Origin of the sequence: Mycolicibacterium fallax (assembly GCF_010726955.1) — a bacterium.
Taxonomy (GTDB): Bacteria; Actinomycetota; Actinomycetes; order Mycobacteriales; family Mycobacteriaceae; genus Mycobacterium; species Mycobacterium fallax.
Genome location: NZ_AP022603.1, coordinates 2228062 through 2241853 on the forward strand (window position 1 = coordinate 2228062; position 13792 = coordinate 2241853).

The window sequence follows — 13792 nt, forward strand, 5'->3', positions numbered from 1 at the left end:
CGCCCGCCCGGGGCGTCTCAGATGTTGGGCACGCCCAGCGCGCGGGTGAAGCCCTCCGGGATCAGGATGTCCTCGGCGGACAGCTCGTGGATGGAACTGCGGCCCAGACCCATCAGCGCGGAGTCGATGCCACCGCGCAGGATGTCGAGCACGTTCTCCACGCCGGTCTGCCCGCCCGCGGCCAGGCCCCACAGGTAGGCCCGGCCGATCATCACCGCGCGCGCCCCCAGCGCGACCGACTTGACCACGTCGCTGCCGCGGCGGATGCCACCGTCGAGCAGCACCTCGACCTCGTCGCCGACCGCGTCGGCAATCGCCGGCAGGCAGCGGATCGAGGCCGGTGTGCCGTCCAGGTTGTTGCCGCCGTGGTTGGACACCGAAATGGCCGAAACCCCGGCATCCACAGCACGTTTGGCGTCGTCAACGCGGACGATGCCCTTGAGCATGAACGGGCCGCCCCACAGCTCCCGCAGCCAGGCGATGTCCTCCCAGGTGGGCGGCGGGGTGCCCATCCATTCGCCGTAGGCCTGGAAGAACGGCGGACCCGGCTCACCGCGTCCGCCCTGGTTGGGCACCCGCAGGTTCGGCGGTCGCAGGGTCTTGGCCCATTGCAGGAACCAGCCCGGCCGGCTCAGCCCCTCGGGCATCATCTTGGCGATGGTCTTGAGGTCCATCTGCTCGGGGATCTGCGGGCTGCCCCAGTCCCGGCCGTGCGAGAAGCTCCAGTCGGTCGTCACGATCAGGCCGACCGCACCGGCCTCCTTGGCGCGCTGAGCCCGGGCGGCGATCGCCGCGCGATCCCCCAGCCAGTAGATCTGGAAGAAGATCTTGCCGTTGACGGCGACGACCTCCTCGATCGGCTTGCTGGCGAACGAGGACAGCCCCATCGCGGTGCCGCGGGCCGCAGCGGCGCGGGCAACGGCCACCTCACCGTCGGGATCGACCGCCTGAACCCCGGTCGGCGAGATGATGACCGGCATCGAAATCTCTTGGCCCATAACGGTGGTCGCCATGTCGCGCTTCTCCGGCGCGCCGATGACATGCGGCGCGAACCCGAGTTCGCCGAAGGACTCGACATTGTCGGCGACGGTCAGCCCCTTCTCGCTCGCCGAGATCAGCGAGGAGTAGACCGACTTGGGCAGCCGCTTCTTCGCCCGCTGTTGGGCGATCGCGACCGTCTCGAACCAGGTGTTGCGTGGCATTGCTCAGACCGGGCTTTCGTTGCAGAACTTCTTCGGCGGAGTTGTCAGGAGCTTCAACGGGATCGGGCCCGCGGGGGTGCCGCGGCCGCCGGACCGGGAGTGGTCGATGTGCGAGCGCGGCTTGTCCCGGTCGCCGGCCAGCGCCGACTCCCCGTGGCCGACAACGCATTCGGGATCCGGGCCGTCCATCGGCAGGCCGGTGAAGAACTTCGCGGCCATGCAGCCGCCGCGGCAGGCGTCGTAGTGACCGCAGCTCCCGCAGGCGCCGGCCGACTGTGGTTCGCGCAGCTCACGGAACAGCTCCGCGTTCTTCCACACGTGGTCAAAACCGCCGTCGGACAACACGTTTCCGGCCAGGAACTTTTCGTGGATGGCGAACGGGCAGGCATAGACGTCGCCGACCGGATCGATCAGGCAGACCACCCGCCCGGCCCCGCACAGGTTCAGCCCGGCCAGCGCACCGGGCTCGCCCAGCCCGGACAGGTGGAAGAACGAGTCACCGGTCAGCACCCCCTCGCCGTGCGCGACCAGCCAGTCGTAGAGGGTGACCTGCTGGGCGGCGGTGGGGTGCAGGTCGTCCCAGACGTCGGCGCCGCGGCCCGATGGGCGCAGCCGGGTGATCCGCAGGGTGGCGCCGAAGCTGTCGGCCAGCGCCTTGAAGTCGTCGAGTTGCTCGACGTTGTGCCGGGTCACCACCACCGAGATCTTCGCGTCGCGGAAGCCCGCATCGCGCAGGTTCTCCAGCGCCCGCACCGCCATCGCGAACGAGCCGGGCCCGCGCACCGCGTCGTTGATCTCGGCGGTCGCGCCGTCCAGTGAGATCTGGACGTCGACGTAATCGCTGGCGGCCAGCCGGGCGGCGACCTCCGGGGTGATCCGAACTCCGTTGGTGGAAAACTTGACTCCGACCTGGTGGGCGGTCGCGTAGTCGACCAGTTCCCAGAAGTCCGAGCGCACGGTGGGCTCACCGCCGCCGATGTTGACGTAGAACACCTGCATCCGCTGCAACTCGTCGATGATCGACTTGCACTGCTCGGTGGTCAGCTCGCGCGGATCCCGCTTGCCCGAGGAGGACAGGCAGTGCACGCAGGACAGGTTGCAGGCGTAGGTGAGCTCCCAGGTCAGGCAGATGGGAGCGTCCAAGCCCAGCTCGAACTGATCGACGAGCCGGGGCACCGGGGCGACCGCGGTCACGGATTCTCCTTCGGGACAATCATTCTGGAAGTGGCGAGCACGCTCAACGCGTGCAGGTAGGGCGCCCGGGCGTCGTCGTCGATGTCGACGGCGCGGCAGGCCGCGGCGACGTCGTCATGCTCGCCGAGCACCCGGACCAAATCGGCCACCGTGCGGTTTTTGAGGAAGGACAGCTTGCGGGTGCCGAAGTGGTAGAGCAGCGCGCCGAACGGCTCCGGGCGCACCGCGACCTGCGGGTGCAGGCGCCAGCCACGATCCGGGTCGAACGGCGGCGGCCGCCCGGTCCCGGCGGTGACTGGCGCCGCCGACACGGTCAGTAGACCCCGCACATACCGTCGATGGACACCTCTTCAACGAGGGCCTCGGCGACGAGCTCGGTGTCGACCTGCTGGTTTTCTGCCATCTGCTGCACCTTTCGTGATGTGGTCCTCGACACATCGGTCGGGCTCGGTAAGAATATGGCATCGAGTGCAGAAATGGAAGGTGGGATTTTCATGACGACGGTTTCGGGCCCCCGGGCCGGCCGGCGGCCGTCGACCACCCACGATCAGATCGCCGCCGTCGCGATCGAACTGTTCGGCGAACGCGGCTTCGACGCGGTCAGCGTCGACGACGTGGCCGCCGCCGCCGGCATCGCCCGGCGCACCCTGTTCCGCTACTACTCGTCGAAGAACGCCATCTGCTGGGGCGACTTCGACACCCACCTGGACCACCTGCGCGGCCTGCTGGCGAGCGCCGACCCCGCACTGTCGATGCGCGACGCGCTGCGCGCGGCGCTGCTGGACTTCAACGACTTCGGCGACACCGAGGCGCACCGGCACCGCCAGCGGATGCGGGTGATCCTGGAAACCGCCGAACTGCAGGCGTATTCGATGACGATGTACGCGGGCTGGCGCGCGGTCATCGCCGAGTTCGTGGCCCGCCGCCGCGGCGAGTCCGCCCGCGACCTCGCGCCGCAGACCATCGCCTGGACCATGCTCGGGGTGGCGCTGGCGGCCTACGAGCACTGGCTGGCCGACGAGTCGGTGGCGCTGCCGCAGGCTCTCGGCGCGGCGTTCGACCTGGCCGCACCCGGCGACCGCCCGCGGGTCTGAGAGTCGGCCGCCGCGGGCGGCTACCCCAGCACGTCGGCGATTGGGGCGCCCGCGGCGATCTTGGCGCGCACCTTCATCACCTTGCCGGGCATTCCGCCGCCGACCACACCGACCACCATGCCGTCGCGCTCGTAGAAGGCCAGGAACTTACGGCCGTCGTCTTCGACCAGATGCACGATGTCGTCGGCCTCGGGTTCACCCAGGCACTGGATCTTGACGTCGTACTGGTCGCTCCAGAAGTACGGCACCACAACGGCTTCCGGGGCGTCGGAGCCCAGCAGCGCGGGCACCAGCACGCGCGCCTGCTCGGCGACGTTGCTCCAGTGCTCGACGCGCACCTGGTGGCCGGACGCGTCACGCCAGGACGCCACATCCCCGAGCGCCCAGACGTGCGGCGCGCTGGTGCGGCCCACGTTGTCGCAGACGATGCCGTTGTCGACCTCGATGTCGGAGTCGGCCAGCCAGTCGGTGGCCGGGCGCGAGCCGATCCCGACCACGACCAGATCGGCCGCCACCTCGGTGCCGTCGGACAGCGTGACCCCGGCGACCCGGTCCTGGCCGGTCACTCCGGAAACCCCGGTGCCGGTGCGCACATCGACGCCCTCGGCGCGGTGCAGCCGACTGACCAGCCCGCCGATCTGGGTGCCCAGCACCGAGGCCAACGGCTCGGCCTGCGGCTCGACGAGCACGACCTCGACGCCAAGGGCGCGCAGGCTGGCGGCCACCTCGCAGCCGATGAAACCGGCGCCGACGATCACCGCGCGCCGCGCCGAACCGGCCTCGGCCCGCAGCTTGGCGCCCTCGTCGTAGTTGCGCAGCACGTGGATGCCGTCCAGCTCCGGGAACGACGGGATCCGCTTGGGCACCACGCCGGTGGCGATGATCAGGTCGTCATAGCCCAGCGCGGCGCCGTCGGACAGCGCCACCGTCTTGGCCTTGACGTCGACCCCGGTCGCGGCGGCGCCGAGACGCAGGGTGATGTTCTGCTCGTCGTAGAAGGCCTGCGGCTTGAGCGTGACATCGATGTCGGGGTTGCGCAGCACCTCCTTGGACAGCGGCGGACGATCGTAGGGCAGATGCAACTCGTCGCTGACGATGGTGATCGGGCCGGCGTACTCCGCCCGACGCAGCTGCTCGGCGAGCCGGGTCGCACCCAGCCCACCGCCGACGATCACAGTTCCGATTTCGCTCACGCGTCCGTTAATACACGATGAACCCCGAGTACCGGTTATCCACCCTCGCCCGGATCGGCGGTCCGGGACCGGTCGATCAGATTGGTCAGCACCACGATCGATTCGCTGCGCTTGAGGTCGGCCCGGCTGCGGATGCGTTCCAGCGCGCTTTCCAGATGCTGCATGTCCCGGGCCAGCACGTGCAGGATCGCGTCCGCGGTGCCGGTGACGGTGGCCGCGCTGAGCACCTCCGGAATGTCCTCCCAGGCCCGGCGCAGCTCCGCCGGAGCGATCGCACCCTGGCAGTACACCTGCACGTAGGCCTCGGTGTGCCAGCCCAGCGCGCTGCGGTCCACCACGGTGGTGAAGCCACGGATCACCCCGAGGTCGAGCAGCCGATCGACCCGGCGCTTGACCGCGGGCGCCGACAGATTCACCCGCGCACCGATTTCGGCGAAGGTGGCCCGGGCGTTGTCGGTGAGCGCGGCCAGGATCTGCTCGTCGGTGGCGTCCAGCCGAGGCAACACGGCTCCCTTCCGGCCAAGGACGCAACAAAGCGCCCGCGAATTTGAATCGACACATTGTTTGCTGTTTGTACTCGCACTATATGGCGATTGCTTGCGTATTTCTCCGCCAATACGCTCGTTTCATGACGATCCTTGATGTTTCGCCCGGGGTCTTCCGCGCCGCCCGCCCCCGGCACTACGTGATGGCGCCGCCCACCCACTTCGCCGTGACCTACGAGATCAACCCGTGGATGGACGCCAGCCGCGGGGTCGACCGCGCGCTGGCGCACCGGCAGTGGGACGCGCTGCGGCAGACCTACCTGAGCCTCGGGCACCGCGTCGAGGTGCTCGATGCGGTGCCCGGACTGCCGGACATGGTGTTCGCCGCCAATGGCGGCACCGTCATCGGCGGTACGGCCGTGCTGGCCCAGTTCAAGTTTGCCCAGCGGGCCGACGAGGCACTGGCGCACCGAGCCTGGATGACCGCCGCCGGCCACCGCCCGATCCCCACCACCGGCGTCAACGAGGGTCAGGGCGACCTGCTGACGGTGGGCTCGATGATCCTGGCGGGCACCGGATTTCGCACCGACCGGCACAGCCACGCCGAGATCGCCGCGATCACCGGGCTGCCGGTGATCAGCCTGCAGCTGGTCGATCCGCGGTTCTACCACCTCGACGTCGCGCTGGCCGTGCTCGACGACCACACCATCGCCTACTTCCCGGCGGCCTTCGCCCCCGAATCCCGGCTGCTGCTGGCCGAGTTGTTCCCGGGCGCCATCGAGGTTGGCGAGGCCGACGCGCTGGCGCTGGGTCTCAACGCCGTCTCCGACGGTCGGCACGTCGTGCTGCCCGCCGCTGCCACCGGTTTCGCCGCCCGGCTTCGCGACGCCGGATTTGCGCCGATCGCCATCGACCTTTCCGAACTGATCAAGGGCGGCGGGTCCGTCAAATGCTGCACATTGGAGGTGCATCCGTGATCATGCTGAACACCGTGACCGACAGCTTCGCCGACGCCGCGACCGATGGCCTGACCAACACCGATCTGGCCATCGAGCTGGAGGCCAAGCACACCGCGCGCAACTACGCGCCGCTGCCGGTGGTGGCGCACTCGGCCACCGGTGCCTGGATCACCGATGTGGACGGTCGCCGCTACCTGGACTGCCTGGCCGCCTATTCCGCGGTCAACTTCGGGCACCGCAACCCGACGATCACCGCGGCCGCGCACGCCCAGCTCGACATCATGACGCTGGCCAGCCGGGCGTTCCACTCCGACCGGCTCGGCCCGTTCAACGAGGCGCTGTCCCGGCTGGCCGGCAAGGACATGGTGCTGCCGATGAACAGCGGCGCCGAGGCCGTCGAGAGCGGGATCAAGGTGGCCCGCAAGTGGGGCGCCGAGGTCAAGGGCGTGCCGGCCGGCCTGGCCAATATCGTGGTGGCCGAGAACAACTTCCACGGCCGCACCATCAGCATCGTGAGCTTCTCCTCGGACCCGGTGGCCCGGGACGGCTTCGGCCCCTACACCCCCGGCTTCCGGGCGGTGCCGTTCGGCGACGCCGACGCGGTGGCCGCGACCATCGACGAGAACACCGTCGCGGTGCTGCTGGAACCGATCCAGGGCGAGGCGGGCATCATCATGCCGCCCGAGGACTTCCTGCCCCGGGTCCGCCGGATCTGCACCGACCACAACGTGCTGATGATCGCCGACGAGATCCAGTCCGGCCTGGCGCGCACCGGCTACACCTTCGCCTGCGAGCACTGGGGCGTGGTGCCGGATGTCTACCTGCTCGGCAAGGCGCTCGGCGGCGCGGTGGTGCCGCTGTCGGCGGTGGTGGCCGACGCCGATGTGCTCGGCGTGCTCAACCCCGGCGAGCACGGCTCCACCTTCGGCGGCAACCCGCTGGCCACCGCGATCGGCACCACCGTGGTGGAGATGCTCGCCACCGGCGAATTCCAGTCCCGCTCAAAGGAATTGGGCGCCCGGCTGCACGAGCGGCTGCGGGCCCTCATCGGCCGCGGCGTGCTGGCGGTCCGCGGGCTCGGGCTGTGGGCCGGCGTCGACGTCGACCCGGCGCTGGGCACCGGCAAGCAGCTGAGCCTCGCGCTGGCCGACCGGGGCATCCTGGTCAAGGACACCCACGGTTCGACGCTGCGGTTCGCCCCGCCGATCGTGATCACCGCCGAGGAGATCGACTGGGCGGTGGACCAGCTCGCCGAGGCGCTGGCCCACGACCTGCCGCGCTGACCGCTGCTCAGTAGCGCATCACGCCGCGGTCGATGTTGATCTGCGAGCCGGACAGGTTGCCCGAACCGTCCCCGGCCAGCCAGGCCACCACGTCGGCGATGTCGGTGACGGTCATGAAGTCCGAGCGCTGGGCGTCCCCGGAGGGCACCGGCTGATACGGCATCGGCGCGAAGGCGTGCAGATAGTTCGGATGCTTCTGCAGGATGCCGATCATCGAGTCGTTCTCGATCATCGGGGTGGCCACCGAGTACGGGTGAATCGAGTTGACCCGGATGCCGTACTCGCCGGCCTCCAGCGCCAGCGAGTTCGTCAGGGCGGTCAGGCCGAACTTCGACGCCGCGTAGTGCCCGTTGCCCGGGGAGGCCTTGATGCCGGCCGCACTGCTGACGATGATGATCGAGCCGCCGTTGCCGGCCTCGATGATGGCGGGCACCGCGGCCCGGATGGTGCGCCAGGTGCCGGTCAGGTTGGTGTCGATGACGGTGTTCCACTGGTCGTCGGTGAGCTCCCAGAGCCGGCCCCAGCTGAGCACCCCGGCGTTGGCGACGACGATGTCGAGCCGGCCGAACTCGGCGACCCCGTCGGCGACCGCCTGGCGCACGGCCGCGTCGTCGCGGACGTCGACCCGGCGGGACAGGATCCTGGCGCCGGTGGCCTGCACCTCGGCGACGGTCTGCGCGAGGTCCTCGGGCGTCGCCGCGGCGTAGGGCACCGAGTCGTCGACCGGACCGCAGATGTCGATGGCGATGATGTCGGCGCCCTCGGAGGCCAGCCGGACCGCGTGCGCCCGGCCCTGCCCGCGGGCCGCGCCCGTCACGAATGCCACTCGCCCCTGCAGCGGTCCACCGGTCATCCTCGGTCCTTTCGGCTCTGCATGCTGATCGCATCGAGGCTACCAGCCGAAATAGAACGTGTTCTAGAAATGTCGCATCCCCGAGCGCTCATCCCGGTACCCGACACGCCGCGACCGGCGTACCCCGTTGCGCGGTGGCGGAGGGCAGCCGGGCCGGAAACGACAATGGCGCCCACCCCCGAAGGGGTGAGCGCCACGGTCGTTGTGGTCGAGCTAGATCACTTGATGATCTTGGTGACCCGGCCGGCACCAACGGTACGGCCGCCCTCGCGGATCGCGAAGCGCAGGCCCTCGTCCATGGCGACGGGCTGGATCAGCTTGACGGAGATGTCGGTGTTGTCACCGGGCATCACCATCTCGGTACCCTCCGGCAGCGTCACAACACCGGTCACGTCGGTGGTGCGGAAGTAGAACTGCGGGCGGTAGTTGTTGAAGAACGGGGTGTGACGACCACCCTCGTCCTTGCTCAGGATGTACACCTGGCCCTCGAACTCGGTGTGCGGGGTGGTGGTGCCGGGCTTGACCACGACCTGGCCGCGCTCGACGTCCTCACGCTTGATGCCACGCACCAGCAGACCGACGTTGTCGCCCGCCATGCCCTGATCCAGCAGCTTGCGGAACATCTCGACACCGGTGACGGTGGTCTTGGTCGAGGTCGGGCGGATGCCGACGATCTCGACTTCCTCGTTCACGTTGATCACACCGCGCTCGATGCGACCGGTCACCACGGTGCCACGACCGGTGATGGTGAACACGTCCTCGACGGGCATCAGGAACGGCTTGTCGGTCTCGCGGACCGGGTCCGGGATCGACTCGTCGACGGCCTCCATCAGGTCCTCGACGGACTTGACCCACTTCGGGTCGCCCTCGAGCGCCTTCAGCGCGGAGATCGGGATGACCGGGGCGTCCTCGTCGAAGTCCTGGCTGGCCAGCAGTTCGCGGACCTCCATCTCGACGAGCTCCAGCAGCTCCTCGTCGTCAACCATGTCGGCCTTGTTCAGGGCGACCAGGATGTAGGGCACACCGACCTGGCGGGCCAGCAGCACGTGCTCGCGGGTCTGCGGCATCGGGCCGTCGGTGGCGGCGACCACCAGGATCGCGCCGTCCATCTGGGCGGCACCGGTGATCATGTTCTTGATGTAGTCAGCGTGACCGGGGGCGTCCACGTGGGCGTAGTGCCGCTTCTCGGTCTGGTACTCCACGTGGGAGATGTTGATGGTGATACCGCGCTGACGCTCCTCGGGCGCATTGTCGATCTGGTCGAATGCGCGCGACTCGTTCAAATCGGGGTACTTGTCGTGCAGCACCTTGGTGATCGCTGCAGTCGTGGTGGTCTTGCCGTGGTCAACGTGACCGATGGTCCCGATGTTGACGTGCGGCTTCGTCCGCTCGAACTTCGCCTTCGCCACTTCTGTGTCCTCCTGGACTGTTGTGCTTTGTGTAAAGCAGGTTGGTTACTTCAGTTGTTTGCCGGGTTAGCAGCGTAATGCACACTTCCCCGCCGCCGTCGCTCGCCTGGGCGTGCGGTTGGCACGACTCCGGACTACTCGCCCGTCGCCTTCGCCAGACCTTACGACTCGGCTCCGGACTCGTTCGCTACGCTCACTCGCCCGTCGCCTTCGCGATGATCTCCTTCGCCACCTGCGCCGGAACCTCGGCGTAGGAGTCGAACACCATGGAGTAGTTGGCCCGGCCCTGGGTCTTCGACCGGAGGTCGCCGACGTAGCCGAACATCTCCGACAGCGGCACCTGCGCCTTGACGACGCGCGCACCGCTGCGCTCCTCCATGGCCTGGATCTGGCCACGGCGGGAGTTCAGGTCGCCGATCACGTCGCCCATGTAGTCCTCGGGCGTGGTGACCTCGACGGCCATGATCGGTTCCAGGATGACCGGCTGCGCGGCCTGCGCGGCCTTCTTCAGCACCTGGGAACCGGCGATCTTGAAGGCCATTTCCGAGGAGTCGACGTCGTGGTAGGCGCCGTCGAGCAGGGTGACCTTCAGGTTCACCAGCGGGTAGCCGGCCAGCACGCCGTACTGCATGGCGTCCTGGGCGCCGGCGTCCACCGACGGGATGTACTCGCGCGGGATGCGGCCACCGGTGACCTTGTTCTCGAACTCGTAGGTGGCGCCGTCCTCGCCGCTGAACGGCTCCAGGCTGATCAGCACCTTCGCGAACTGGCCCGATCCACCGGTCTGCTTCTTGTGGGTGAACTCCACCTTCTCGACCGTCTTGCGGATGGTCTCGCGGTAGGCCACCTGCGGCTTGCCGACGTTGGCCTCGACCTTGAACTCGCGGCGCATCCGGTCCACCAGGATGTCCAGGTGCAGCTCGCCCATGCCGCCGATGACGGTCTGGCCGGTCTCGGAATCCTGGTGCACCTTGAAGGTGGGATCCTCTTCGGCCAGCTTCTGGATGGCCAGCGACAGCTTCTCCTGGTCGCTCTTGGTCTTGGGCTCGATGGCCACCTCGATCACCGGATCGGGGAAGGTCATCGACTCCAGCACGATCTGGTTACTCGGATCGCACAGGGTGTCACCGGTGGTGGTGTCCTTGAGGCCGATGACCGCGTAGATGTGGCCGGCGGCCGCGGAATCGACCGGGTTCTCCTTGTTGGCGTGCATCTGGAACAGCTTGCCCAGCCGCTCCTTCTTGCCCTTGGTCGCGTTGACGACCTGGGCGCCGGACTCCACGTGACCGGAGTACACCCGGACGTAGGTCAGCTTGCCGAAGAACGGGTGCGAGGCCACCTTGAACGCCAGGGCCGAGAACGGCTCGTCGATCGAGGGCTTGCGGCTGATCGGCTCGTCTTCCTTGCCGGGCACGTGGCCCACGGCGGCGGCGACGTCCAGCGGGGTCGGCAGGTAGTCGACAACAGCGTCGAGCATGGGCTGCACGCCCTTGTTCTTGAACGCCGAGCCGCACAGCACCGGGTAGATCTCGGAGTTGACCGTCAGCTTGCGGATGCCGCCCTTGATCTCCTCGATGGTGAGCTCCTCGCCACCGAGATACTTCTCCAGCAGCTCCTCATCGGTCTCGGCGACCACTTCGAGCAGCTTGGTCCGGTATTCGTCGGCCTTTTCCTGCAGCTCGGCCGGGATCTCGACGACCTCGTACTTCTCGCCCATCTTGGTCTCGCCGCGCCACACCTTGGCGACCATCTCGACCAGGTCGACGACGCCCTCGAAGTCGTTCTCGGCGCCGATCGGCAGCTGGATCGGGATGGCGCGGGCGCCCAGGCGCTCCTCCATGGTGCGCACCGAGAAGTAGAAGTCGGCGCCCAGCTTGTCCATCTTGTTGACGAAGCAGATACGCGGGACGTCGTACTTGTCGGCCTGCCGCCAGACCTGCTCGGACTGCGGCTCCACGCCCTCCTTGCCGTCGAACACCGCGACGGCGCCGTCGAGCACCCGCAGCGACCGCTCCACCTCAACGGTGAAGTCGACGTGCCCGGGGGTGTCGATGATGTTGATCTGCGTGCCGTTCCAGAAACAGGTCACCGCAGCGGAGGTGATGGTGATACCCCGCTCCTGCTCCTGCTCCATCCAGTCGGTGGTGGCACCGCCATCGTGGGTCTCACCGATCTTGTAGTTGACCCCGGTGTAGAACAGGATCCGCTCGGTGGTCGTGGTCTTGCCGGCATCGATGTGCGCCATGATGCCGATATTGCGGACCTTGCTCAGGTCGGTGAGCACCTCTTGTGCCACGGCTAAATTCCCACTCTTTCGATCAACTTGTCCAGGTAAGCGGCGGCGGCGCCGGCGGTCAACATCGACCGCCGGGCGTCATCACCAACGGTAATGAGCGAAGGCCCGGTTGGCCTCGGCCATCTTGTGGGTGTCCTCACGCCGCTTGACCGACGCGCCCAGGCCATTGCTGGCATCGAGGATCTCGTTGGCCAGCCGCTCGACCATGGTCTTCTCCCGGCGCTGCCGAGAGAAGCTCACCAGCCAGCGCAGCGCCAGCGTGGTGGACCGGTCCGGACGGACCTCGACGGGCACCTGGTAGGTGGCGCCGCCGACGCGGCGGCTGCGGACCTCCAGCGAGGGCTTGACGTTGTCCAGCGCGCGCTTGAGGGTGACGACGGGATCGGTGCCGGTCTTGTCCCGGGCCTGCTCCATCGCACCGTAGACGATCCGCTCAGCCAGCGACTTCTTGCCGTCGAGCAGGATCTTGTTGACCAGCTGGGTGACCAGCTGCGACCCGTAGACCGGATCGTTGACCAGGGGGCGCTTCGGCGCCGGGCCCTTGCGCGGCATTAGCTCTTCTCCTTCTTGGCGCCGTAGCGGCTACGTGCCTGCTTGCGGTTCTTGACACCCTGGGTGTCCAGCGACCCGCGGATGATCTTGTAGCGCACACCGGGGAGGTCCTTCACTCGACCGCCGCGCACCAGCACCATGGAGTGCTCCTGCAGGTTGTGCCCCTCGCCCGGGATGTAGGCGGTGACCTCGACCGCGCTGGTCAGCCGCACGCGGGCGACCTTGCGAAGCGCCGAGTTCGGCTTCTTCGGGGTGGTGGTGTACACCCGGGTGCACACGCCACGGCGCTGCGGGCTGCCCTTGAGGGCCGCGGTCTTCACCTTGGCGGCCTTGTCGTGGCGGCCCTTGCGGACCAGCTGGTTGATGGTTGGCATTTACCGGCTTCCTGTGTTGCTACTTCTCTAAGGTTGTCGACGCGAGGTCTCTGTACTGCAGTTATGCCCCGGTCGCTTAACCTGACCGGGCGTGTCGCGCGAGCCCGCTCGGCCCCAATCGCCTAGATTGGAACTCCGATGCTTGCACATGCGAATTCGCCCGGCGTGCGCACATAACCGCTGGTCACCCAGGGCGTGCGCGCCTGGTGGCCAGGCACGAGGTACTAGCTTACCTGCCGCCCGTAGTGCAGGTCAAAGCGCCCGATCACTGCTTCCGCAGCCCCGCCGCCAGTCGCTGCACCATATCGGCGAAGACCGCGTCGGCGTCGACGTCGTCCATCACCCCGGTCATCTCCAACAGCACAAAGCCGTGCATCGCCGACCAGAACTCCAGCGCCGCGAAATAGGCCTGCTCGCCGTCCAGGCCGTAGGAGGCCAGCACCGCGATGACCGGCGCCGCGGCCAACCGGGTGGCGGCGGCGTACCCGGGATCGTCGTCACCGAACGGCAGTCTGGTGAAGGCGGCGTACCGGCCCGGGTGATGGTGGGCGTAGCTGCGGTAGGCGCCCGCCATCACCAGCACCGCGTCCTCGCGGACCCGGCCCTCGGCGGCGGTGTTGATCATCGAAATGATGTCGTCGATCACCCGCATCCGGACGGTGCGGCGCAGATCGTCGAGGCTGGCGACGTGGTTGTACAGCGACGGGCCCTTGGTGCCCAGCTGGCCGGCCAGCGCGTTGATGGTCAACGCGTCCCAGCCCTCCCGGTCCAGGAAGGACAGCGCGGCGTTGACGATGAGGTCGCGGCTGAGCTTGGTGGCCCGCCCCGATGTGCGCGTACGCGCCGGATCGGTGGATGGCGGCATGCCGGGTCCTCTCGGGTCGGAACTGGTCAGCAA

15 protein-coding genes are annotated in these 13792 nt (G+C 68.2%); 3 read left to right on the forward strand and 12 right to left on the reverse strand.

Translation table 11 applies throughout. The features are described 5' to 3' along the window. Positions 1 to 17: 17 nt before the first annotated feature. Genes mftD through mftA form a run of 4 tightly spaced genes read right to left on the reverse strand, consistent with a single transcriptional unit; the run spans position 18 to position 2799 of the window. A complete protein-coding gene (gene mftD / locus G6N10_RS10590) occupies positions 18 to 1202 on the reverse strand; it encodes a pre-mycofactocin synthase MftD (RefSeq protein WP_085096371.1) in 1185 nt (394 codons plus the stop codon). Between the two features lie 3 nt (positions 1203 to 1205). Then, on the reverse strand, positions 1206 to 2396 hold the full coding sequence (mftC, locus tag G6N10_RS10595) for a mycofactocin radical SAM maturase (protein ID WP_085096369.1): 1191 nt from the start codon (positions 2394 to 2396) through the stop codon (positions 1206 to 1208). Continuing rightward, positions 2393 to 2707, reverse strand: coding sequence for a mycofactocin biosynthesis chaperone MftB (mftB, locus tag G6N10_RS10600; RefSeq protein WP_234810560.1), 315 nt, complete (start codon positions 2705 to 2707; stop codon positions 2393 to 2395). Before mftB ends, mftC begins: the two co-directional genes overlap by 4 nt. Positions 2708 to 2709: 2 nt before the next feature. Further along, positions 2710 to 2799: a mycofactocin precursor MftA gene (mftA, locus tag G6N10_RS10605; RefSeq protein ID WP_109750526.1), complete on the reverse strand. Its 90-nt coding sequence runs from the start codon at positions 2797 to 2799 to the stop codon at positions 2710 to 2712. 91 nt (positions 2800 to 2890) lie between these two features. On the opposite strand from mftA, the gene mftR reads away from it, so the two are divergent. Then, positions 2891 to 3490, forward strand: coding sequence for a mycofactocin system transcriptional regulator MftR (gene mftR / locus G6N10_RS10610; RefSeq protein ID WP_085096363.1), 600 nt, complete (start codon positions 2891 to 2893; stop codon positions 3488 to 3490). Positions 3491 to 3510: 20 nt separating this feature from the next. Here the strand turns inward: mftR and G6N10_RS10615 are convergent, their stop codons facing one another. Further along, the gene (locus G6N10_RS10615) at positions 3511 to 4683 is read right to left on the reverse strand and encodes an NAD(P)/FAD-dependent oxidoreductase (protein WP_085096360.1); all 1173 of its coding nucleotides are present in this window, start codon (positions 4681 to 4683) and stop codon (positions 3511 to 3513) included. Positions 4684 to 4718: 35 nt separating this feature from the next. Next, on the reverse strand, positions 4719 to 5186 hold the full coding sequence (locus G6N10_RS10620; protein WP_085096497.1) for an Rv2324 family transcriptional regulator: 468 nt from the start codon (positions 5184 to 5186) through the stop codon (positions 4719 to 4721). Between the two features lie 125 nt (positions 5187 to 5311). On the opposite strand from G6N10_RS10620, the gene ddaH reads away from it, so the two are divergent. Together ddaH and rocD are read left to right on the forward strand one after the other, a co-directional pair. Beyond that, entirely contained in the window at positions 5312 to 6145 is an 834-nt protein-coding gene (gene ddaH, locus G6N10_RS10625) for a dimethylargininase (RefSeq protein WP_085096358.1), read from the forward strand. A 2-nt stretch (positions 6146 to 6147) separates the two neighbouring features. Beyond that, positions 6148 to 7410 (forward strand): ornithine--oxo-acid transaminase, encoded by a 1263-nt coding sequence (rocD, locus tag G6N10_RS10630; RefSeq protein WP_085096495.1) that lies wholly within the window; start codon positions 6148 to 6150, stop codon positions 7408 to 7410. A gap of 7 nt (positions 7411 to 7417) precedes the next feature. Here rocD and G6N10_RS10635 read toward each other — a convergent pair whose 3' ends face one another. From G6N10_RS10635 to G6N10_RS10660, 6 genes are all read right to left on the reverse strand, one after another. After that, entirely contained in the window at positions 7418 to 8263 is an 846-nt protein-coding gene (locus G6N10_RS10635; RefSeq protein ID WP_085096356.1) for a mycofactocin-coupled SDR family oxidoreductase, read from the reverse strand. A gap of 218 nt (positions 8264 to 8481) precedes the next feature. Next, a complete protein-coding gene (gene tuf, locus G6N10_RS10640) occupies positions 8482 to 9672 on the reverse strand; it encodes an elongation factor Tu (RefSeq protein WP_085096354.1) in 1191 nt (396 codons plus the stop codon). A gap of 193 nt (positions 9673 to 9865) precedes the next feature. Next, positions 9866 to 11968: an elongation factor G gene (fusA, locus tag G6N10_RS10645; protein WP_085096352.1), complete on the reverse strand. Its 2103-nt coding sequence runs from the start codon at positions 11966 to 11968 to the stop codon at positions 9866 to 9868. A gap of 81 nt (positions 11969 to 12049) precedes the next feature. After that, a complete protein-coding gene (rpsG, locus tag G6N10_RS10650; protein WP_085096350.1) occupies positions 12050 to 12520 on the reverse strand; it encodes a 30S ribosomal protein S7 in 471 nt (156 codons plus the stop codon). Continuing rightward, a complete protein-coding gene (gene rpsL, locus G6N10_RS10655) occupies positions 12520 to 12894 on the reverse strand; it encodes a 30S ribosomal protein S12 (RefSeq protein ID WP_085096348.1) in 375 nt (124 codons plus the stop codon). The genes rpsG and rpsL overlap by 1 nt, the downstream gene beginning before the upstream one ends. A 265-nt stretch (positions 12895 to 13159) precedes the next feature. Beyond that, complete coding sequence (locus tag G6N10_RS10660; protein ID WP_085096346.1) at positions 13160 to 13759, reverse strand: TetR/AcrR family transcriptional regulator; 600 nt, start codon at positions 13757 to 13759, stop codon at positions 13160 to 13162. Positions 13760 to 13792 lie beyond the last annotated feature (33 nt).

What these genes read in the sequence shown, in the direction of transcription:
- mftD (WP_085096371.1), bottom strand. Translation starts at nt 1,202, where the DNA reads ATGCCACGCAACACCTGGTTCGAGACGGTCGCGATCGCCCAACAGCGG.
- mftA (WP_109750526.1), bottom strand. Translation starts at nt 2,799, where the DNA reads ATGGCAGAAAACCAGCAGGTCGACACCGAGCTCGTCGCCGAGGCCCTC.
- mftR (WP_085096363.1), top strand. Translation starts at nt 2,891, where the DNA reads ATGACGACGGTTTCGGGCCCCCGGGCCGGCCGGCGGCCGTCGACCACC.
- ddaH (WP_085096358.1), top strand. Translation starts at nt 5,312, where the DNA reads ATGACGATCCTTGATGTTTCGCCCGGGGTCTTCCGCGCCGCCCGCCCC.
- rocD (WP_085096495.1), top strand. Translation starts at nt 6,148, where the DNA reads ATGCTGAACACCGTGACCGACAGCTTCGCCGACGCCGCGACCGATGGC.
- G6N10_RS10635 (WP_085096356.1), bottom strand. Translation starts at nt 8,263, where the DNA reads ATGACCGGTGGACCGCTGCAGGGGCGAGTGGCATTCGTGACGGGCGCG.
- rpsG (WP_085096350.1), bottom strand. Translation starts at nt 12,520, where the DNA reads ATGCCGCGCAAGGGCCCGGCGCCGAAGCGCCCCCTGGTCAACGATCCG.
- rpsL (WP_085096348.1), bottom strand. Translation starts at nt 12,894, where the DNA reads ATGCCAACCATCAACCAGCTGGTCCGCAAGGGCCGCCACGACAAGGCC.
- G6N10_RS10660 (WP_085096346.1), bottom strand. Translation starts at nt 13,759, where the DNA reads ATGCCGCCATCCACCGATCCGGCGCGTACGCGCACATCGGGGCGGGCC.